General features: G+C 26.5%; 24 protein-coding genes, 1 tRNA gene and 1 rRNA gene. 9 read left to right on the forward strand and 17 right to left on the reverse strand.

Going from position 1 to position 21813, the window contains the following annotated elements; translation table 11 throughout:
• Together rrf and CRV01_RS08920 are read left to right on the forward strand one after the other, a co-directional pair.
• A 5S ribosomal RNA gene (gene rrf, locus CRV01_RS08915) occupies positions 1-102 on the forward strand; the annotation flags it as partial.
• A 105-nt stretch (positions 103-207) separates the two neighbouring features.
• Positions 208-283: transfer RNA gene (locus CRV01_RS08920), tRNA-Thr, on the forward strand.
• Positions 284-288: 5 nt separating this feature from the next.
• Here the strand turns inward: CRV01_RS08920 and CRV01_RS08925 are convergent.
• From CRV01_RS08925 to tpx, 3 genes are all read right to left on the reverse strand, one after another.
• Positions 289-843: a sulfite oxidase heme-binding subunit YedZ gene (locus CRV01_RS08925; RefSeq protein WP_129007863.1), complete on the reverse strand. Its 555-nt coding sequence runs from the start codon at positions 841-843 to the stop codon at positions 289-291.
• A 9-nt stretch (positions 844-852) separates the two neighbouring features.
• Complete coding sequence (msrP, locus tag CRV01_RS08930; protein WP_129007864.1) at positions 853-1812, reverse strand: protein-methionine-sulfoxide reductase catalytic subunit MsrP; 960 nt, start codon at positions 1810-1812, stop codon at positions 853-855.
• 81 nt (positions 1813-1893) lie between these two features.
• Positions 1894-2382, reverse strand: coding sequence for a thiol peroxidase (gene tpx, locus CRV01_RS08935; RefSeq protein WP_129007865.1), 489 nt, complete (start codon positions 2380-2382; stop codon positions 1894-1896).
• A gap of 154 nt (positions 2383-2536) precedes the next feature.
• On the opposite strand from tpx, the gene CRV01_RS08940 reads away from it, so the two are divergent.
• Positions 2537-5488 carry a response regulator gene (locus CRV01_RS08940; protein ID WP_129007866.1) on the forward strand — a complete coding sequence of 984 codons (2952 nt, stop codon included), beginning with the start codon at positions 2537-2539 and terminating at the stop codon, positions 5486-5488.
• 6 nt (positions 5489-5494) lie between these two features.
• Here the strand turns inward: CRV01_RS08940 and CRV01_RS08945 are convergent, their stop codons facing one another.
• The 12 genes from CRV01_RS08945 to CRV01_RS09000 form a co-directional block, all read right to left on the reverse strand.
• A complete protein-coding gene (locus tag CRV01_RS08945) occupies positions 5495-6328 on the reverse strand; it encodes a S1 RNA-binding domain-containing protein (RefSeq protein ID WP_129007867.1) in 834 nt (277 codons plus the stop codon).
• Positions 6325-7122, reverse strand: a complete 798-nt coding sequence (locus CRV01_RS08950; RefSeq protein ID WP_129007868.1) for a metal ABC transporter permease — start codon at positions 7120-7122, stop codon at positions 6325-6327. The genes CRV01_RS08945 and CRV01_RS08950 overlap by 4 nt, the downstream gene beginning before the upstream one ends.
• A gap of 9 nt (positions 7123-7131) precedes the next feature.
• Positions 7132-7875, reverse strand: a complete 744-nt coding sequence (locus CRV01_RS08955; protein ID WP_129007869.1) for a metal ABC transporter ATP-binding protein — start codon at positions 7873-7875, stop codon at positions 7132-7134.
• Positions 7876-7933: 58 nt separating this feature from the next.
• On the reverse strand, positions 7934-8698 hold the full coding sequence (locus CRV01_RS08960; protein WP_129007870.1) for an ElyC/SanA/YdcF family protein: 765 nt from the start codon (positions 8696-8698) through the stop codon (positions 7934-7936).
• Between the two features lie 3 nt (positions 8699-8701).
• Positions 8702-9499, reverse strand: a complete 798-nt coding sequence (gene amrB, locus CRV01_RS08965) for an AmmeMemoRadiSam system protein B (RefSeq protein ID WP_129007871.1) — start codon at positions 9497-9499, stop codon at positions 8702-8704.
• Entirely contained in the window at positions 9489-10484 is a 996-nt protein-coding gene (gene amrS / locus CRV01_RS08970) for an AmmeMemoRadiSam system radical SAM enzyme (protein ID WP_129007872.1), read from the reverse strand. The genes amrB and amrS overlap by 11 nt, the downstream gene beginning before the upstream one ends.
• A 1-nt stretch (position 10485) precedes the next feature.
• Positions 10486-11037 carry an AmmeMemoRadiSam system protein A gene (gene amrA / locus CRV01_RS08975; RefSeq protein WP_258238373.1) on the reverse strand — a complete coding sequence of 184 codons (552 nt, stop codon included), beginning with the start codon at positions 11035-11037 and terminating at the stop codon, positions 10486-10488.
• Positions 11038-11046: 9 nt separating this feature from the next.
• Entirely contained in the window at positions 11047-11991 is a 945-nt protein-coding gene (hemH, locus tag CRV01_RS08980; RefSeq protein WP_129007873.1) for a ferrochelatase, read from the reverse strand.
• A 5-nt stretch (positions 11992-11996) separates the two neighbouring features.
• Positions 11997-12605 (reverse strand): ATP-binding cassette domain-containing protein, encoded by a 609-nt coding sequence (locus CRV01_RS08985; protein WP_129007874.1) that lies wholly within the window; start codon positions 12603-12605, stop codon positions 11997-11999.
• Between the two features lie 55 nt (positions 12606-12660).
• Positions 12661-13242 (reverse strand): hypothetical protein, encoded by a 582-nt coding sequence (locus CRV01_RS08990; RefSeq protein WP_129007875.1) that lies wholly within the window; start codon positions 13240-13242, stop codon positions 12661-12663.
• A gap of 70 nt (positions 13243-13312) precedes the next feature.
• Positions 13313-15634, reverse strand: coding sequence for an ATP-binding protein (locus CRV01_RS08995; protein ID WP_129007876.1), 2322 nt, complete (start codon positions 15632-15634; stop codon positions 13313-13315).
• Between the two features lie 109 nt (positions 15635-15743).
• On the reverse strand, positions 15744-16460 hold the full coding sequence (locus tag CRV01_RS09000; protein ID WP_164970039.1) for an ABC transporter substrate-binding protein: 717 nt from the start codon (positions 16458-16460) through the stop codon (positions 15744-15746).
• Between the two features lie 150 nt (positions 16461-16610).
• Here CRV01_RS09000 and CRV01_RS09005 point away from each other — a divergent pair, with 150 nt between their 5' ends.
• The 6 genes from CRV01_RS09005 to CRV01_RS09025 all read left to right on the forward strand — a co-directional run bounded on the left by CRV01_RS09005 (position 16611) and on the right by CRV01_RS09025 (position 19784).
• Positions 16611-16913 carry a DUF2325 domain-containing protein gene (locus CRV01_RS09005; RefSeq protein WP_129007878.1) on the forward strand — a complete coding sequence of 101 codons (303 nt, stop codon included), beginning with the start codon at positions 16611-16613 and terminating at the stop codon, positions 16911-16913.
• On the forward strand, positions 16914-17114 hold the full coding sequence (locus tag CRV01_RS09010; RefSeq protein WP_129007879.1) for a hypothetical protein: 201 nt from the start codon (positions 16914-16916) through the stop codon (positions 17112-17114).
• Between the two features lie 17 nt (positions 17115-17131).
• Positions 17132-17308 (forward strand): hypothetical protein, encoded by a 177-nt coding sequence (locus tag CRV01_RS13740; protein WP_164970040.1) that lies wholly within the window; start codon positions 17132-17134, stop codon positions 17306-17308.
• The gene (locus CRV01_RS09015) at positions 17309-18064 is read left to right on the forward strand and encodes a hypothetical protein (protein WP_129007880.1); all 756 of its coding nucleotides are present in this window, start codon (positions 17309-17311) and stop codon (positions 18062-18064) included. It begins immediately after the preceding gene.
• Between the two features lie 15 nt (positions 18065-18079).
• Entirely contained in the window at positions 18080-18571 is a 492-nt protein-coding gene (locus CRV01_RS09020; protein ID WP_129007881.1) for a flavodoxin, read from the forward strand.
• A gap of 97 nt (positions 18572-18668) precedes the next feature.
• A complete protein-coding gene (locus CRV01_RS09025) occupies positions 18669-19784 on the forward strand; it encodes an Opr family porin (RefSeq protein ID WP_129007882.1) in 1116 nt (371 codons plus the stop codon).
• A 54-nt stretch (positions 19785-19838) separates the two neighbouring features.
• Here CRV01_RS09025 and CRV01_RS09030 read toward each other — a convergent pair whose 3' ends face one another.
• Both CRV01_RS09030 and rimK read right to left on the reverse strand, forming a co-directional pair.
• Positions 19839-20879 (reverse strand): succinylglutamate desuccinylase/aspartoacylase family protein, encoded by a 1041-nt coding sequence (locus CRV01_RS09030; RefSeq protein ID WP_258238374.1) that lies wholly within the window; start codon positions 20877-20879, stop codon positions 19839-19841.
• A 2-nt stretch (positions 20880-20881) separates the two neighbouring features.
• Complete coding sequence (rimK, locus tag CRV01_RS09035) at positions 20882-21805, reverse strand: 30S ribosomal protein S6--L-glutamate ligase (protein WP_129007883.1); 924 nt, start codon at positions 21803-21805, stop codon at positions 20882-20884.
• Positions 21806-21813: the final 8 nt, after the last annotated feature.

Here is a 21813-nt window from a genome sequence, read left to right on the forward strand (position 1 = left end):
CGAAGTGGAAATACCCAGCTCCATTCCGAACCTGGAAGTCAAGCACTTCTGCGCTGATAATACTGCAGGGTCCCCTTGTGGAAATGTAGGTCGCTGCCAGCTCTTGAGTATTGCATTCTTTTAAAATGTTCCATTTTATCAGAGTATTGCAACTTTTAAAGCCTATCTAAGCATTCTTTCCTAGTCTGTTTAGATAGGTTTTTTTTTGCCTGCATAGCTCCAACGGTAGAGCAATTCCATGGTAAGGAAGAGGTTACTGGTTCAAATCCAGTTGTGGGCACCACAACTTTAAACTCTATTTCTTTTTATTATCTGTTGAAGTAGTTTCCAGTAACCAATTAATATTATCACTCCTATATAAAAGAACTGTATTATTGTTAAAGATTTTTGAGCCATTATAAAATGGATTGTGATAAGAATTAAACTTAAATATACTAGCTTATGATAATTTTTAAATATCTTATAAAGCTTATTAGTAGATGTTATTGCCATAAATAGTAAGATTAAAAATGCAATCATACCTAAATAGATAAAAGGTTTATCTATGGTCTCTTTTATAAGAAATTCAATGTTAAATTCTGCATCTAATACTAAAAAATTTAAAAAATGAATTAGTGCATAGAAAAAACCATATAGACCTATCATTCTTCTATATTTTATTAAATTATAATGTTTTTTTATTAGGGAGATGCAAATACTAAAGAAAAGTATAACAGTAGCAGTAACTCCACTAATTGTATAAATATACTTTATTGGATCTTTTACATTTTGTATTAAAAATAATTCATAACATGCAAATATAAAAGGAATTAAAAGTATAAAAAAAAGTAAAACTCTTTTCATAATAATCCTTTAATAATGTTTTGTTAAATCCATACCTTTATATAAGTGGGCAACTTCTTTTTCATATCCATTAAACATAAGTGTTTTTTGTTTAAAGAATTTTCCTAAAACTCTTTCTGTTTTTTGAGACCATCTTGGATGGTCAACATTTGGATTTACATTTGCATAAAAACCATACTCTTTTGGGTTTGATTTTTGCCAAGTATTTAAAGGTTCTTTTTCAACAAAGGATATCTTTGCAATTGATTTTATTGATTTAAATCCATATTTCCATGGTACAATAAGTCTAATAGGTGCACCATTTTGTTTTGGCATTGATGTGCCGTATAGTCCTACTGCAAGTATTGCAAGATCATTCATAGCTTCATCCATTCTAAGTCCTTCCACATAAGGATATTCTATTGCTGGAAAAATCATATTTGCTTGGTCAGGGAACATATCATCATCAAATAAAGTTTCAAATCTAATATACTTTGCCTTTGAACTAGGATTTACATATTTTATAAAATCACTTAGTTTTATTCCAATCCATGGAACAACCATTGACCAACCTTCTACACATCTAAATCTATATATTCTTTCATGTAAAGTGAATTTCTTTATTAAATCATCAAAATCTACTTCTATTTCTTTATCTACTAATCCATCAATAGTAATTTTCCATCCATTTGTATCTAAAGTATGAGCCATATGTTTAACTCTCTCTTTTGATGTTGTAAATTCGTAGAAATTATTATAAGAGGTTATTTGTTCATAAGTATTTAATTCTAGATTATCTTTGTTCGAATCTTTTATATATTTTAAGTTAGCTGCTGGAATGTTTTCTTTAGCTAGTGCTTCTACAATTGCTGAAGATGTAACTAATGATGCTGCACCTAATTTTATAAAAGTTCTTCTTTTTTCAAATAATTCTTTAGGAGTAATATCTTTTTCATTTAGCTGCCATGAAGGTTTTTTAAAATAATTCATTATAAATCCTTTATTTTCTACTTATAATGAATTGTAAGTTATTTGTGTTAAGTTAATGTGTAGTTAAAATAGAGGAAACCTCTATTTTATTGAATCAAAGACTGCTTGATAGTTTGGTTGGTCTGTTATGTCTTCACAAATTTCTTTATGTATTACTATTCCTTCTTGATCTGTAACAAATATTGCTCGACAAGTAACTCCTTTTAGAGGTCCATCAGCTATTAATACTCCATAAGAATTTGCAAAATCTTTATCTCTAAAATCACTTCCTACTTTTAAATTGTCAATTCCTTCTGTAGTACAAAATCTTCCTGCAGCAAATGGTAAATCCATTGATACTACAATAACTTCAATATCTAGTTGTGCTGCTTCTTCATTAAATTTTCTTGTTTCTTCAGCACATACAGGTGTATCTAAAGAAGGAACTACCGCTATAATTTGAGCTTTTCCACCAATTTTAATTTCTGATAAATCATTTGCAATAACAGTAACTTCAGGTGCTTTATCACCAATATTAACTTCTTTTCCAGTTAAGTTAACAATATTTCCTTTTAATTTAGTTGTTGCCATATAACTAACCCTTTTTGTAAAAGTTTTAGAAGATTGTATCTAAATTAAAAATATAATGAACTTATGGAGATTTATATATTATTAAATAATGTGATTTAAAAAAGACTTTATGGCAATCGTAATATAATAATTTACTTATTATTTAGGGCTTCTTATGAAAAATATTTCTATTCGTGTAAAGTTAATATTATTATTTATTTTAATAAAAATCATACCCTTGTTTATTGTTATTTTTATTGCTTATGAAGGTATTATAAGCTTAGAAAGATATTTAAATGATAATAGAAAAAATTTGTTTAATGAAAATAAAGAGATTATATTAAATACTGCTAATAAATCAATTGAAGATAGCATAAAGTATTTAGATAAAAAAACTCAATTGTCTTTAGAAAGATTAAGTTTTGAAATTGCTAATAAAGTTGCAGACTTTTTATATGAAAGGGATAAAGACTTACTTTTTTTATCAAAAATAGATATTAATCAAGAAATATTAAAAAATTTTTATGATGTGAAGAATAGAGATATTATTTTACAAGAAGAGTATATTTATGATGATAAAAATAAAAAATGGACTCCTAAAAATAAAAGGCAAAAAATTCAAAGAGAGGTGACAACAGCAACTTTAAAGGATAATGAAAAGAATTTTAATTATACAGATCCAATTGAGTTAAAGAAAAAGTCAATTCCAATATATAAAGAAGTTGTATATTTTGATATAAATGGAAATGAACAGTATAAAGTTTCAAGTATTAGCAATAAATTAAAGAATATTTCAAACAAAAAAAATACATATATAAATTCAGAGAATTATTTCAAAGAGATACAAGTATTAAAAAAAGGTGAAATATATGTTTCTGATGTAATTGGAGAATATGTAGGAACAAAAATAATAGGTCCTTTTACAAAAGAAAAAGCCAAGAAAATTAACATCGCTTTTGATCCTGAAAAATATGCACATGCAGGAAAAGAAAATCCTGTTGGCAAAGAGTTTGAAGGAATTATTAGATTTATTACACCTGTTTTTAAAAATGGAATAAAAAAAGGGTATATCTCTTTTGCATTAGATCATAAACATATTATGCAGTTTACTGATACTTCAAATCCAACAAGTAATTATGCAATACAAACTCTTCCTGATCCAAAGAATGGGAATTATGCTTTTATGTGGGACTATGAAGGTAAAAATATTTCCCATGTAAGAGACTATTTTATTTCTGGGTTTGATAGAAATACTGGAAAAAGGGTAATACCTTGGTTAAGTAAAGATGTTGCAATAAAATTTGAGAACTCTAAAAAAGATATAAATGAGTTTTTATCTACATATCCTAAATTTGAAGAACAATCTTTACAGAAAAAACCAAATATTAAACAACTTTTAGAAGAGGGAAAAGTAGCTTTAGATTGTAGGTATTTAAATTTTGCTCCACAATGTGAAGGATGGATGCAAGTTACTAAAAATGGAGGATATGGTTCTTTTGTTATCTTTTGGAGTAATGTTTGGAAATTAACAACTGCAGCTGCAATTCCATATTATACTGGTAAATATGCAGATAGTAAAAGAGGTTTTGGTTTTATAACTATTGGAGCAAATGTAGAAGAGTTTCATGCTCCTGCAAATGAAACAAAAAGAAGTGTAACAAAAATCCTAGAAGAACAAACAAAGAATTTGAAAGAAGTTTTAGCTAAAAATAAATTTGAAGTCACATCTTTTATTGACTCTTTAATTCATGAATTATCAATAGTTACTTTAATTATGATAGTTTTAATTATATTTATTTCAATATTTATCTCAAAATATATTACTTCAAAAATTGAATACATTTTACAAGGAACAAAAAGATCTATAAATAATGATATTTTAGATATAAGCAAAATAAAAACTGATCTTTATTTTATTAGTGAACATGTAGTAGAACTATTTTCAAAAAAAGCAAGTGAAAAACATCTAAAACTAATATTTAATATTGACCATAAAATACCTCTATGTATCTTAACAGATGGAATAAGATTAAGACAAGTATTATCAAACTTATTATCAAATGCAATTAAGTTTACTCACGAAGGTAAAGTATCTTTAAATATAACTCTTCTAGAAGAAAAAGATAATAGATGTAAAATAAGATTTGAAATAGAAGATAGTGGAATAGGAATACCACAAGAGAAGCTAGAAAATTTATTAAAACCCTTTGACCAAGTAGATCATAAGGTAAATAGACAATATGAAGAAACTAGATTAGGATTAAGTAATTGCTTTCATATTATACAAGCATTAGGTTCTAAAATGAATACACAAAGTGAAAAGAATGTAGGAAGTAAATTCTTCTTTGATTTAGAAACCAAAAGTTGTGATGATAATCTTCATATTTCAAAAAGCTTTTTAAATCATCTTAAATTTAAAGTAACTAAAGAAGATAGTGATTTATATCACTACATAAAAAGATACCTAGGATTGTTTGGAAAAGAAACTAAAGAAGATGAGAAACCTGATATAGTAATTTGCTCTTGTGATAAAATAAAAGAACAATTAAATACTATGAGAGATAAATATAAACATATTCCTATTCTAATTCTTTTTGAGTATGAAGATGAAGTTAAAGATTTTAAATTAAGAGAAAATGAACATACTTTAGTTCTGCCTTTTTATGCCTCAAAAGTAAATGATGCTCTAAAAGAACTTTTAAGAAAAACTAAGCAAATAAAAAAGACTTCAAAAGAAGAAATAAAATATGAAGCTAAAGTACTTGTAGCTGAAGATAATGAAACAAATCAAGAGCTAATTTCTAATATCTTAGATAGTATGAATATAAAATACTCAATTCAAGGAAATGGATTAAAAGTTTTAAACGAATATAAACAAAACTCATATGACTTAATCCTTATGGATATAAATATGCCAGTATTAGATGGTGTAGAGAGCTTTAAAGAAATAAGAAAATATGAAGAAGAGAATTTTTTAAAACAAATACCAATAATAGCTCTAACTGCAAATGCTATAAAAGAAGATAAAGAGAGATTCTTAAGCTTAGAAATGAATGAATATTTAAGTAAACCAATAAATATAGATGAATTAAAGAAAGTATTTAATAAATATCTAAAAAAGAGATAAAAGCTATTATATAGCTTTTATCGAAGTTTCATTAAGTATGATTTTTTTATCTTCTAATAGTTTTGTTAGTGAAGCTTTGAAAGCTTTTTTACTCATTTTAAAAGTATCTTTTATATCTTGGGTATCACTTTTATATGTAAAGTTTAATTCTCCACTATTTTCTTTTAGAATATCTAAAACTCTTTGTGAGTTGTCATCACTTTTTTTAGCACCAATTTTTTGTAGTGAAATGTCAAGCTTGTCATCTTCTCTAACAAATTTGATATAAGCTCTTTTTTTATCTCCAACTTGAATTTTCTCAAAAATCTCATTGTGATAGATAAGACCTGGATATTTGTTATTTACAATAACTTTAAAGCCTAGAGGTGTTTTAATATATGGAATAATCTCTACTTCATCGTTTTGTGAAAACTTATAATCAAGTTTTTTTAGTTCAAATTTTTCAGTTCCAATAAGTCTATGTGTTTTTTCATCTTCTATAATTTGAACTACTTTTTTCTCTCCTATATTAAAAGTAGATCTTTGCTTATTTTTAGGAACTAATAAGTCTTTTGGAAGACCTATATCTAAAAAAGCTCCAAATTTTGCAATATCAATTACCTCTAAAGCTACAAAGTCACCTTTAAATCCATAAGGAGTTAAGGTTGTTGCTACAAGTCTATCTTCACTATCTGTGTATATAAATACATCTATGATAGAATCAATTTGCATCTCTTTTTTAATATATGCATTTGGAAGTAATACTTCTTCATCATTTAAGGCTTTTAGATAAAGTCCTGGTTCACTAACTCTTGATACTTTTAGTTTATTTATTTCACCTAAGTTTATTTCTTTGTTCATTTTTTTCCTAATAGTTTTACCAATAAAAGTGTGATTACACCAACAATAATGATACTCGCTCCTGAGCTAATGTCATATACATATGAAACTAACAATCCACAAATTGTGAAAAATGTTGCAAAAAGTGAACTAATAATCATCATTGAAGAGAGTCTTTTGGCAAAAAACTCTGCTATAAAAGTAGGAATAGTTAATAGTGCAATAACTAAAATTAGACCTACAACTTTAATTGCTGCAACAACACTAAGCGCAGCAAGAATTAGTATTAATGTATAAAAAAACTTAACAGAAATACCTCTTAAACTTGCAAATTCACTATCATAAGAGACTGCAAGTATTTGTTTATAAAATAGTGATACTGATATTAATATAAATAAGTTTAAAACCAATAGATAATAAACATCAGCTTGAGAAACTGCAATAATTGATCCAAAGAGATATGACATTAAATCAACATTATATCCTGGGGTTATGTCAATTAGAATAATACCTATTGCCATTCCTAAAGCCCACATAATACCTATTATTGAATCAATTCTCTTTCTATTTTTTAAAGTTATTGCTGCAATAATCACTGCTGTTAATATTGCAAAAAATGTTGCTCCAAATAAAATAGGTAAACCTAAATATATTGCAAGACCAATCCCTCCGTAAGAGCTATGGGCAATTCCTCCAGCTAAAAAAGTAATTCTATTAACAACAATTAATGAACCAATAATTCCTGCTGCAATAGATACAAGGATACCTGCAAGTATTGCATTTTGTATAAAATCATATTGTAAGGCGTCTAGCATTTTTTCTCTTTATACATGTGTTGAGTTACAACAAACTTGTTTTTTACCAAGGGCAGAAAGTAGTTCTACTTCACATAGATGCTCATTATCATCATACTTTTCTTCAATATTTTTTAAATGATGATAAACTAAATTTTTATTTATATGGGCAACATTTTTTGCATAGTTTAAAAGTACTGAAATATCGTGACTAACAACAACAATAGCTATAGACTTATTTAATTCTTTTAATAAATCATATACTTCTTTTTGTCCTTTTACATCAATACTTGCAGTTGGTTCATCAAGTAGCATTAATTTTGGATTTGCACAAAGTGCCCTTGCTATAAAGACTCTTTGTCTTTGACCTCCACTTAAATCACCAATTTTACTATCTGCAAAATTATCCATACTAACTTGTTTTAATGAGTGCATTGCACAAGAAATATCTTCTTTTGAATAACCAAATAGTTTTTTCTTTTTTAACTTATGACCCATAAGCACTACTTCTAAAGCAGTAATAGGAAAATCAATATTTAAATTTGTATTTTGGGGAACATAACCAATTTGGTTTTCTTTTAAAAAATTTTTGATTTTACCTTTTTTGGGCTCAAGAAGTTTTAGTATTAGTTTTAGTAGAGTTGATTTCCCTCCACCATTTGGACCAATAATAGCAAGAAAATCATCTTTTAAAATATCTAAATTGATATCTTCTAAAATAGTTTGTTTATCATAAGAAAAAAATATATTTCTTAATTCTATAATTTTATTCATTTATATTTATATTACCCCTTGTTAAGGGCGGTATTATACTATATTAAGTAAAGAAAAGTCAATCAATAAGGAATTTTACTTTTTCAGTTATTGAGTGCCAAAGAATTCCTATATATTCATGCATTGCAGATTCTGTTTTTTTAAGGTTAGAAGCTTTGGGAACACTAAATATTTTACCTTCTTCTTTAGCTAAATAATCTGTAGGTGCAGCAATTGGGTTTAGCCAATTATCTTCAAATATTTTCATAGCTCTTGGCATATGAGATGCAGATGTAACAAGAATGAAAGGTTCTTTTTTTAAAGTTTTTTTAGTATATTCTGATTCTTCTTTTGTATCTTTTGCTTCTTCATGCAAAATGATACTTTCTTCTTTTAGTCCAAGTTTTATTGCAACATTTTTCATCATTTGAGCATTTGATAGTTTTTCATCACCTTTATATCCAGAAAGAATAAGTTTTGCATTGTTTAGTTCTTTATATATTCTAATTCCTTCTGTAAGTCTCATCAATGCAGTTTTTGAAAGTTGAGAAACATCTGATAGATTTTCATTATTTATATGCCCTGAACCTAAAACTAACACATAATTTATTGATTTGTCAATTTTTAAATATGAAGGATATTGATTTTCTAAAGATTTTACTAAAGTATTTGAGAAAGGAGAATAGGCAATTAGTGCAGTCCACAAAAAAGCAATAATCATAAAAAAGTTTGCTTTTCTTTGTTTTTGAATTAATAGATAAAATAAACCAATTACAAATAAAGTTAAGCCAATAGACAAAGGCATAAGTAAAGCAGAAATAATTTTTTTTAAAGTAAATAACATTTTTTAGGTTTTTTCTCCAATTAAAAATGATGCATATCCCACTACACTTTTGTTGTCTTTTGTTCTATCATAACTTGTACAATAATGTAAAAATTTAGTTATATAGTTATTTTTTATGGAACTTTCTATTATAGCTTTTACGCCAATTTTGCCACAAGCTTCACAGGGTTTATCAAGTAAAGTTATATCCTTATTTATTATACCATTTAAGCAAATATTGTCAAGATGTTTTGCTTCTTCAAGCTTGTAAAAGTGACTTAAATCTGTACTTATTACTATTAAATTATTTTCTTTTTTTAAAAGTTCATCAATTAAAAAAGATAATTTCTTGAAATCTATCTTGCCATATACTATTTCTATTATTTTTGAATTTTGAAAATAGTTTTTTATAAAAGGAGCTTGTGTTTCAGTTGAGTGTTCAAAGTGGGCATCTTCATCAAATCCAAGAAAGTCAAATTTATTTTTTAACTGCTCAACTAGATTTAAATTGATTTTTATATTTCCCAAAGGGGTTTCATATTCACTTTTCGTTGCAATAGAAGCACCTTCTAAGTAGTGTCTATGAGAAGGACCAATAACAATTATATTTTCAAAGTTTTGTCTAGCTGCAATATTATATGCTAAGTTAGCAGTAAAGCCACTGTAGATATATCCAGCATGGGGAACAATAATAGCTTTTATATTCATATTTAAATCATTTTCTAATGTGAAACTTGAATTAAAGTGCTCTATATATTTTTTAATCTCTTCTTCTCTGTCTGGATAAAAACTTCCACTTACTACTGCTTTTCTAATATCCATAAAAGACTCCTTCTAGTTTTTTGTTGCACTTAGGACATAGGTCATTTTTTAGATTATACTTTTTTACATTAAAAAATTCCCTTGAAATAAGAAGTTCATTGCAGTTTGAACAGTAAGTATTATTTTCATATCCTACATTTCCAATATAAACATATTTTAATCCATACTTTTTTGCAATATCATAAGCTTCTTTTAACTTCTCAAAAGAAGTTCTAGGAAGGTTTAACTCTTTATAGTCAGGATGAAAAGCAGAAATATGCCAAACTGTATTTTCTCCAAGGTTTTCTTTAATGAACTTTACAATTTTTGTTATCTCTTCTTTGGAATCATTTTTTGTTGGAACTAATAATGTTGTAATTTCAGTGTGAATATTATTTCTTCTTAATTGTATTAAATTTTCTAAAACTTGATTTAAATTTCCACCTAGACTTTTTTTATAATAGCTTTCACTAAAAGATTTCAAATCAACATTTATTGCGTCAATAATACCTTTCATATCGTTTATGACTTCTTTACTTTCAAAACCATTACTTACAAAAACTGATTTGATTCCAAACTTTTTAGCTTCAATTGCAATATCCTTCGCAAAGGGGTAGAAAATAGTTGGTTCATTATAAGTATAAGAAATTGATTGACAATCCCTTTGTTTTGCTATATTTACCACTTCTTTTGGTGATATATATTTTGTTTTATCTATTTTCTTTTCTTGAGAAATACCATGATTTTGGCAAAAGTTACAATGGAAATTGCATCCTACAGTTCCTAAAGATAAAGACTTAGACATTGGAAGAAAATGATATAAAGGTTTCTTTTCAATGGGATCAATATTAAAAGCACTAATATGACCATAAACTAAACATTTAACTTCATTGTTAATATGTTTATTAACTCCACAAATACCTATTTGGCTATCTTTTAAATCACAATAATAAGAACAAAGTAAACATTTTAATTTGTCCTTATTAGATTTAATAAAATAGTCCATATTAAGATTCTTTTATTTTTTCTGCTTCATAGATTTGGATTTTTGGATAAGTAGGTAGATTTGTAGGATCTAGTCCTGCTTTTTTACAAAGTTGTGAGATAAAAGCTTCAAAAGTAGGAAGTTGTTCCCATACATGAGGGAGGAAAGTTGCTCTTTTCCCTCCTATTTCTAAAATAACTCCATGTTTATTTGGTATTAGTTTTTGTTTTAAGTCATCTAAGTCTGTGTAGATTAGCTCTTGAGGTGGTGTTAATATAGAAATCTCAATTTCGATATTTTGAAACTCTTCATAGCTTAATCTATTAAACCTTAAGTCATTGAACGCTGCTGCTTTTGCGTTGTGAATAATATCATCAAATAAGGTTTTATGAGCAACAAGTGAGCCAACACAACCTCTTAGCTTATTGTCAAGATTTATTGTTACAAAGCTTGCAGCTAGTTCATTTAAAATTGGAAATTGAGTTTTTAAAGAAGTATCTAAATAAGTTGTTTCATCAAATTCGCTTTTGATAGAATCTTTTGCTAACTTTAAAAGAACATCTTCTATTTGCATTTTTTGCTCCTAGTTTAATTTTGTAATATCTTTAATAGCTTCAATAAAAATATCATCATCATTTACACATTTGCAAACTCTGTAATCTTTTATTCCTATTTCGTCTGCTTCTTCTTTGTATTCAATACTTAATTCAAAATCAGTTTCTGAATTATCAACTATAAATGCAATAGGGTAGATTAATACATTATCATCTTTATATTTTTTTAGTTGATCATCTAATGATGGCTCTAACCATTTCATTGGCCCAACTTTTGATTGGTAAGCTAAAGAAATCGATTTAAATTTAATACCTTTTTCTTTTAGCTTTTCTGAAAGTATTTGTACATGATCATTAACTTGTTTTTCATAGGGATCTCCTGCATCTACAATTTTTTGAGGTAGTCCATGTGCTGAAAAAATTAAGTTAAAATCTTCAGTTCTAGCATTTGAAACTTCTTTTGTAATAGAATTTATAATTACTTCATTATAAATGTCATTTTCATAAAATGGTTCAATAACTGTAAGGTTAAATTCATTTTTTGCTGCTTCTTCAAAATCTTCTAATGAAGATTTTGTAGTTGTAGTTGAATATTGGGGATATAAAGGTAATAATACTACATCTTTAATACCTTTTTCTTTTAATTGTTTAATACACTCACTTGCAAAAGGAGGAGTATATCTCATAACTTGGAAAGTTTCTACTTCTTGTAATTGTTTGTTTAATTTATTAACTAAATCTTCTGTAAGTGGGTTTAAAGGAGAAAATCCTCCAATTTCTTCATAGTTTTCCCATGCTGAGTTTAATCTTGTTGTAACAATAAACTTTGCAATAAATGATCTAAGAAGATTACTTTTTACTGTTAATATATTTTTGTCATTGAACATATTTGTTAAAAACATTTTTAGTTCATTTTTATTTCTTGCCCCACCCATATTTAAAAGTACTAATGCTTTTGTAGGAGTTTTGTTCATTTGTTTTAATCCTTTTGTAATTCATTTAAATTAATTATTTTATCGCTGCTCCAGTTGGCAAGACTGTTATCGTGAGTAATTAGAAGCATACCACATTTATCTAAATTATTTATTAATAATTTCATAACTTCAATGGCGACAATGTTGTCTAAAGCTGAGGTTGGTTCATCTACTAATAATAAATCAGGTTCCATGAGTAATGCTCTTAAAATAGAACATCGTTGAAGTTGTCCACCACTTAGTTCGTGAGGTTTTTTATTAATTAACTCTTTTGATAGATTTAATTTTTCTAAAAGATCTTGTATTTTTTCTTCTAAGTTGACAGGGTTAATTACATCTTTAATTTGTTCAATAATTTGAAATGATGGATGAAATGAGCTGTACGGATCTTGATAAATACAAGATACTCTTTTTGACTTTATTGAGCCTTGCAAAGGTTGCAAATTTTTACAAATTAGTTCAAATAAAGTACTTTTACCACTTCCACTTGCTCCTACAATAGAAATTAATTCATTGTTTTTAACTTCCAAAGAGAAGTCTTTATATATTAAATTATCTTTTGTATAACCAAATGACAAGTTTTTTATAGATAATACAGCTTCTTTACTATTCATTTTATATCCTATTTTCAGAAGCTAACTATATAAAAAAAATCATTAAGATTTATTTTTATTGGATGATAATTTGATTTTTGTGAGTTACTTGAAAAGTAATGTCATGTTGGATTAGTAAATCTGTTACAAATACTAATGCTGCTGTAGGAATATTATCTGAAAGAAAAGAATCTCTATCTTTGCAATATTCAAATTTCAAATATGGATATTCTATTTGTACTTTCTTTTTTATTTTTTTTAAATTAAACTCTTTAGTTGATAAAAATTCGTTTTCACAAGTAAATTTTCTACTTATGATTTTTGTTAGTTGATTTTGAGAAAGAGGTTTTATAATAATACTTTTTCTAAATTTATCTTTACAAAGTTCACAGTTTTTTTCTAAAGGACAATTATCTTTATCAGATAATAAAAATATTTTTTGGTGAGGGTTTGTTTCAATTATGGTATTTAATATTTTTTTCCCTATATCGTCATTATAGTCTATAAATATTTTATCATAATAATGTTTATTGAAAAAGTATAACATATCATTGTAATTTGATGCTTTATTTACAATAATTTCAATAGGGTAAAGATTAATCATATTACAAAACTTTTCTAAGTCTTGTTTATTATTATCATAAATTAGAATTCTCATACGGTATTGTACTAAAAAAGTGTCTCAAAAGTGTCTCATTTTAATATAAAATATGTAAAAAATATATTTTTTATATATATCTTTTTATTGTGGAATATAGTTTCTTTATTTCAATAGGTTTTTTTAAGTGATCATTCATCCCACATTTATGTGATTTTTCAATATCTTCATCTTGACTATTGGCTGTAAGGGCTATAATAGGGATATCTTTGTTCTTTGTTCTTATTATTTTTGTAGTTTCATATCCATCTAAATCAGGCATTTGTATATCCATTAAAATTAAATCAATAGAAGAGGAGTTATTTATTTTTTTTATAGCATTTTTTCCTGTAGAAACAATTTCTAAGTTGGCTTTTGTTCCTTTAAGTATTCCTTCTATGATTTGTTGATTCAATTTATTATCTTCTACAAGAAGTATTGTTTTATTTGAGAAATCTGGTTTTACATTTATTTTTATTTTTTCATCTTTTTTTGAGTAAGCTTTTAGTTCAAGTTTTACAAAAAAAGTACTTCCTTTGTTTTTTTGTGATTTTACCCAAATTTTACCATTCATTAATTGTACTAAATCTTTTGATATTGCAAGTCCTAATCCTGTACCTTCATACTTCTTAGAAGTGCTTAAATCACCTTGAGAAAAAGATTCAAATATAGTTTTTTCTTCATATTTATCAAGTCCTATACCAGTATCTTCTATTTCAATATATAATATATCTTCTTCTTTTTGTTCAATTTTTAATCTAATATAACCTTTTTGGGTAAATTTTACTGCATTGTGTAAAATATTAGTAAAAACTTGAGAAACTCTTAATTTATCACCAAAATAGTATTCACTTAAGTTTTCATCATACTCTAAAATAAATTCTAAATCCTTTTCTTCTAAATCAATATCAATGTAATCAATACAATCACTAATTACTTCTCTTAATTTAAAAGGAGCATTATGAAACTCTATTTTACCTGCTTCAATTTTTGAAAAATCTAAAATATCATTGATAATTCTAAGTAAAGAATTAGCACTTTTATCAATTTTTTCAATATATTCTTTTTGATCTTTTTTAAGTTCAGTCTCTAATACAAGATGACTCATTCCAATAATTGAGTTCATAGGAGTTCTAATTTCATGACTCATATTTGCTAAAAAATTAGCTTTTGCTTTTGTTGCTTTATAAGCTTTATTTCTCTCTTTTTGCAATTGCCTATTTAAAAGAGTAAGTTTTCTATTCCAATACAGAGTAATTAGAATAATAAATAAAGAGATAATTGAAAGTTGCCAAACTAAAGTATAATCTGTTTTGATTTGATAATTAATTTTAACCCATTTATTAAATATTTCTTCTTTGATTTCTTTTGTTAATACTGTTAAAGCTTTTTCAAAAATAGTATTTAAAATAGGAAGATCTTTTCTAGTAGCAATAGAAAGATTCATCTCTCCGTTTAGTTTTCCAGATACAGCAATTGAACCTATGAAATTTTTTTGAATAATATGGTTAATTACAATTGAGTTATCAATAAAACCGAATATCTCTTTTTTTTCAACTTTATTTAATCCCTCTTCAACAGAATCAACTTCGATAATATTAACATTTGGATAACTTTGTTTTAATACTTTAAATAAATAGTGCCCTCTTAGGACAGCAAAGGTTTTATCTTTAACTTGTGCAATATTATCAAAAAAAGGTACATTTACTTTCGTTGCAACTACAATATTTAATTTAATAAATGAACTTGTAAAGTTTAAGTAAGCTTGTTTATCTTTTGAAGGAAAGGCTAAAGGTAATATATCACAACGTTTATTTTTAATTTTTTCTAAAGACTCTAACCACGTGTTTGTATGTACTAATTTTGTTTCAATATTAAGTTGATTTGTAAGTATTTTTAAAATATCAGAAGATATACCTATATATTTACCATCTTCAATCTTTTCAAAAGGTTCCCAATTAGGTGAAACACAAATTTTTAAAATACTATTTTGCTTTAAAAACTCATTTTCTTCTTTGGAAAATTCAATTCTCTTTTTATAGTAAGCATTGTCTTTAAAATATATTGTTAATTTTCCTAATTTATTATATGTGTACTCTTTTTTTTCAATAATATCTTTTTTTATTGAGTCATAAAGTTTATATTTTTCAGGAAGCTTTTTAGTAAATTTAATTTTATTATTTTCATCTCTATAAGCAGTTACAAGAGTTTCATTTAAATAAATATCTTTTATTTCAATTGCTTCTATAAAGTTATTTTGGAAATCTAACTCTATTTTATCTTTAAGTCCTTCAATTGCAAAGTTTGAAAGATAAATAACACTAGATTTTGCAATTATTTTTGCTGTTTTATCTATATCTTGTGAAGTATTTATTATAGTTTCATATTTTTCAGGTGCATTTTTTGTTTCCAAAAAATACTTTTTTATAGTAAATTCTCCAAATAAGTAAATTAGTACTATAAGTAAAGCAGGAACAAAAGTATAAGAAAACCTTTTTAAACTTCTTTTTTTCACAATGTATTTAATATCTTTCTAAAATTTTATCATAAGTGCCATCAGCTTTTATTTCTTCAAAAGCTGATTTCCAATCCTTTATTATATCATCACTTGTGTCTTTATTGAAAGCAATATATAATTTTGATTCAAAGAAAGCTTCCATTTTTACTGGAAGAATTTTTTTATCTAAATCTTTTTGTTTAAGATTATAAATAAAAGTCACTTCATCTGCAGGTAGAAGGTCAGTTTTATTTTCTAGCAACTTATTTAGTCTATTGTTAGCTAATGTATTTATATCAAGATTTTTAAACCCAAGCATTTTAAGTGTGTCAAATGTAATAGTATCACCTTCAACAATAATTGAATCTACTTTTTTTGCATCTTCAAGAGTTTTTATATCTAAATCTTTTCTTGATGCATTTTTAAAAAATCTTACTTTAATTGAAGCAATAGGACCTATCCATTTAAAAAGTTTTTCTCTCTCTTTTGATTTTGAAGTAAGAAATAGGGCATAACCTTTTTTTCTTAGGGTTATATTATATGCTCTTTTCCAAGGGAAGAGTTTTATCTCTTTTTTATTTCCTAATCTTTTTTGTATCTCTTTTATTAAGTCTATGCTAATTCCAGATAATCCATTTTTATTTTCTATTTGATAAGGAGCCCATGACTCAGTAAGAGGCTGTATTTGATCACTTGAAAACAAAATATTTATAAATAATAAAAGTATAAATAAAGTTTTCATAACTCTCTCTTTTTTTATAAATTTTTTAATTATATAAAAAAAGTAATAAAAGTATTCTAATATTTTATGATAATGGTTATCAATATAATAAAACTTTAAGTTTTCTACTGTTACTATACTGATATTCATTATCATTTAAAGGATAGAGAGATGTCAGTTTTAATTATCGGTGGAGACAAAATTGATACTATAAAAAGTATTTTAGATCAGTTGGGAAGTTTTTCAGTTACGCATTGGGATACAAGAAAAAAATCAAGTGCTTGTAGAAAAGATATTCCTCAAAATACAGATTATGTATTAATGTTAACAGATTTTGTAAATCATAATGCAATGTACAAATATAGAAAGGAAGCAAAAAAGAAAAATATTCCAGTTATTTGTACAAAAAGAAGTGCTAGTTCAGTGTATTGTGAGGTTTGTAAGTTTTTAAATATAAAAAAATGTGAGGCATAGATGAGCGAATTAGTTATCAATGAACTTAATGGTTTTAAAAACTATAAGTATGAATCAACAACAAGTAGAGTAGTAAACTTAAAAAATATATCTGATGCAGATTTAGATGAATTTTTAGCTATTACAAATATATTAGATAGAAATTACATTAAATATAAGTTTACTACAAATATAGACATTAGAATTTTAGGTAAAAAGTAAAAAATAAAAGGGAAAAAATGTCAAATTTAATTTTAAGAAAAGAGATAAGAAGTGTCATTAGAAACTCAGGACAAGTAGCAAATTCTAAAATGCTTTGTTCAATTGTAAAACTAATGAATATGCGATATAAAAACTTAGATAAAAAAAGAGTTGTATCATTAACAAATGAATTACTTTTTGAGTCAAGAATATAGATGAAAAATTTTGGCTTTAATAGTAAACATGAATATCTTCCTTCTTTTGATAAATTTCAAAGTAGTGTAAATCAAAGATTAATGTTTTTAAAACTTTTTAATCAACAAGTAAACTGTTCTTTGAAGTTTTCAAAAAAGGAGATGTTTTTATGTAAAAACAACTCTTTATTTGAGATTTTTATTAACAAAATATTTACTAACTTACAATGTAGTTCTAATTATTCTTCTAATGTTAATATTGATATAAAAAAAACGATATTAATAAATAAGTTCTTAAAAAAAGTTAGATTAAGAACAGAAACAATCCCTATAAAATACTCTATATTTACAAAAAATATTAATAATTTAAAGAAATCAACTGCTTTAATAAAACTACTTTTAGAAAACGATTTTTCATTTTTTTTAGATGGAAATAATAGTTTTAAGAAGTTTGTTTCTAATAAAATTGTTAGTTCTTCTCATAATAGAGAAGTAACTGTTAGTGATGACTGCATTGATATAATCTCACATGAACAACTATTCCAGACTAAAATATTCACTTTTTGGGAATTTATAAATAGTAAAAAACTAGATATTGATAAACATATAAATAAAGCAGTTAAATGTATTAAAGAAAGTAATTTTAAACAAGTTTATTTAGTTTATCCCAAAAATGATGATTTTTGTAAACATGTAAGTGTTAGATGTAATGATATAAAAAGCACTGAGTATAACATTAAATTAGTTCCATACTCAATGCGTTCAACTTTAAGATAATTTAGGAGGAAAAATATGAAAGCAATATTTTATGCAACAAGTACAGGAAATACAGAAGAGGTTGCAAATAAAATTCATGAAAAATTAGATGGGTTTGAATTAATAGATATTTCAAGTGATGGCGTTGATAAAATCAATGATTGTGAATCAGTTATTTTAGGTGTTTCTACTTGGGGTGAGGGTGAATTACAAGATGATTGGGAAGATTGTTTTGATGATATACAAGAAATAGATTTTAAAGATAAAAAAGTTGCACTTTTTGGCTTAGGAGATCAAGACAGTTATGGTCATGAGTTTGTAGATGCTTTGGGAATTATGTATGAAACATTAGTTGAAAAAAATGTACAAATCGTAGGTGAAACTTCAACTGATGGGTATGATTATGAATATTCTAAAGCTGAGGTAAATGGGAAGTTTGTAGGATTAGTAATTGATGAAGATAATCAAGAAGATTTAACAGATGAAAGAGTAGAAAATTGGTGTAAGCAAATAAAAGATTTAATATAGTATTGATAATTATTCTTAAAATCAAGAAATATTAAGTTTTTTTTTATTACAATTCAAAACTAATTCAAGCTGGTTGAATTACACACAAGGAGATTTAATGAAAAAAATAAGTTTAATTGCTGCATCTTTACTATTATCAACTAATTTAGTTGCTAATAGCTTTGATGAAGCTTTCAAAGCAGGTTCTGTAAGCGGTGACATTACACTATATGGTGAAAAGCAAGATAATAGTGGTGGAAATAAAGACTCAGGTTTTTCTATGGGGTCTATTGGACTTTCATATGAAACTGGTGAGCTAAATGGTTTTAAAGCAGCAGTAGGTTTTAGAGGAAATCACGATTTTTCTGAAGTAGAAGAAGATGATTATTCTGATGGAAGTGAAAAAGAAGCAATTCTTCATACTGCTAATATCTCGTATGCTAATAAATATTTAGGATTAACTCTTGGTAGACAAGAGATTGATTTAGAATGGTTAGGAGACTACCATGAATCAGCGGTTCTTGGCATTACTGCAATTCCTAATACAACTGTTGTACTTGGATATACAAATAGAATAGCAGTTGCAGATGCAGATGCACCTTTAGAAGATTTTGATGATTTTGGTGAAACAAGTGAAGGTAAAAAGATTGATTATGCTGCTGTAATAGATGCAAAATATGAAGGTGTAAAAGGTTTAGTTGTTAATCCTTATTTTTATGATGCAGACAATTTAGCTAACTGGTTTGGTTTAAAAGTTGATTATGATACTGATATGTTTGGTGTAACTGTGCATGGGGCAAGTTCAAATGAAGATGTTTCAGGAACAAAAGATGGAGATATCGCTCATATTGAAGGTAGATTAAATATTGCAGGATTTGGTTTTAATCTTGGATATATAACTACTGATAATAATGGTGGAGTAGGTTCAATGGCTACTTTAGGTGAGAATATTAATCCTTTTGATGCCTTAAGAGGTGGTGATGGTGAAAAGGTTTATGAAACAGATACCGAAACTACTTATTTAAATGTAAACTATGAAATATCTGGTGTTGAACTAGGAGCTATGTATGGTGAAATGGAATATGGAAGTGACAAAGATAAAGAGTTTGATTTTACTGTAGATTACGGAATCACTGATAACTTATCTATTGGTGCACTTTATGTAAATCTTGACGCCCAAGATAGTGATGATGATTATGATAAATTAACTTTAACAGTTGAGTATTCATTTTAATAAAACTTATTAAAAAATAAGGAAGAGACTTTTTTAAGTTCTTCCTTATAAACTTTATATAATCTCTTCTTTATCTAATTCAGAAAATTCATTATTAATTATGGCATCTTCATGGAAATATTCAATCTTATTTTCTGCTGTTTCTAAATTCTTAAATTTTGCAATATGAAAAATAGCATCACCTTCTTGGATTAAAGGAATTTCAGATTTACCAATAATTATTCCATCAAAACTTGCTCTTATTTCATAACTCATGTCATCTAAAGGTTCATCAACATAGGCTATAACTTCATCTTCTTTAACTGTTTCTCCTAAGCCTTTAATAGTTCTTATAATTCCACTTTCAGTTGATCTAATCCATTGACTTGTTTTTGCAATAATAGGAAGAGAAAATTTTTTTCTTTTAGTTGTTTTAGGAATCATTTGTGTCTCTCTTAAGACATTTATTATTCCTTTTACTCCTATTCTAATTGATTTCTCATCAAATCTTAAAGCTTCTCCTGCTTCATAAAGTAAAACAGGAATTCCTCTATTTTGGGCTTCTTCTCTTAATGAACCATGTCTTAATTCAGAGTGTAAAACAACTGGTGCTTCAAAAGCTTTTGCAAGATTGTAGGTAAAAGGATTATTTAAATCTGTACGAACTTGAGGTAGATTTGATTTATGAATAGAAGCAGTATGTAAATCTATTCCAAAATCACATTTTGTAACAATTTCATCAAAAAATATTTTTGCAATTCTACTAGCAAGTGAGCCTTTTTTTGAGCCAGGAAAAGATCTATTTAAATCTCTTCTATCTGGCATATATCTTGATAAAGTTGTTACTCCATATGTATTTACAATAGGAATTAAAATCAAAGTTCCTTTTAGTTTTTTAAGAATAGTAAGCTTTCTTAATCTTCTAATAATTTCAATACCATTTAATTCATCCCCGTGAACAGCTGCACTAACAAAAATAGTTGGACCATCTCTTCTTCCTCTTATGATTCTAATAGGTAATCTCATAGGAGAGTGATAAAGTTTTGGAAGCTTTAAATCTAAAGTAATATTTGAATTTGCTTCTATTTCAGTATCAGCTATTATTAGCTTTTTCATAATTATGCCCCAATATTATCTCTTTTGATTCTTCTTTTTTTGCCTCCTGGGTTAGGTACATTCTTTTCAATATAATCCATAATCTTTCCAGCAATATCAATTTGAGTTGATTTTTCTATTCCTTCTAAACCTGGACTTGAATTAACTTCCATTACAAGAGGACCACGACTTGAAGGAATCATATCTACTCCACAAACTCCTAAGCCCATAGCTTTTGCAGCTGCTAAGGCAGTTGATTTTTCTTTTCTATTTAATTTATAAGATGTAGCACTTCCACCTTGGTGTAAGTTTGATCTAAAATCTCCTTCTGCACCTTGTCTTTTCATTGCTCCAACAACTTCACCACCTACAACTAAAGCTCTTATATCAGCTCCTCCTGCTTCTTCTATAAACTCTTGAACAAGTAAGTTTACATCCATCCCATAAAAGGCATCTAAAACAGATTTTGCAGCTTTTTCACTATCTAGTAGTACTACTCCAACACCTTGAGTTCCTTCTAAAATTTTAAGAACCAATGGTGCTCCACCACTTAGGGCAATAACGTCCTTTGCACTCGATTTGTTTGAGGCAAAAACGGTTCTTGGCATATCAACACCATTCTTTGATAAAACTTGTAAACTTCTTAGTTTGTCTCTACTTCTTGCAATAGCTAAATTTCCAGAAGTACTAAAAACATCCATCATTTCAAAATGTCTTACCATTGCAGTTCCATAAAATGTTCTACTTGCGCCAATTCTTGGAATAATTGCATCTGGAACAGGTAATTTTTTTCCTAAATAATTTATTAAAAGTTCACCTTTAATAATTTCAATTGTGCACCTTAAATAATCAATTACTTTTATTTCCCAGCCTTTTTTTTCTCCTGCTTCAACTAATCTTCTAGTAGAATATAGCTTTGAATTTCTTGATAAAATATATACTCTCATTTTGCCCT

It is taken from the genome of Arcobacter sp. CECT 8983, from assembly GCF_004118855.1.
In the GTDB taxonomy this organism is placed as follows: Bacteria; Campylobacterota; Campylobacteria; order Campylobacterales; family Arcobacteraceae; genus Halarcobacter.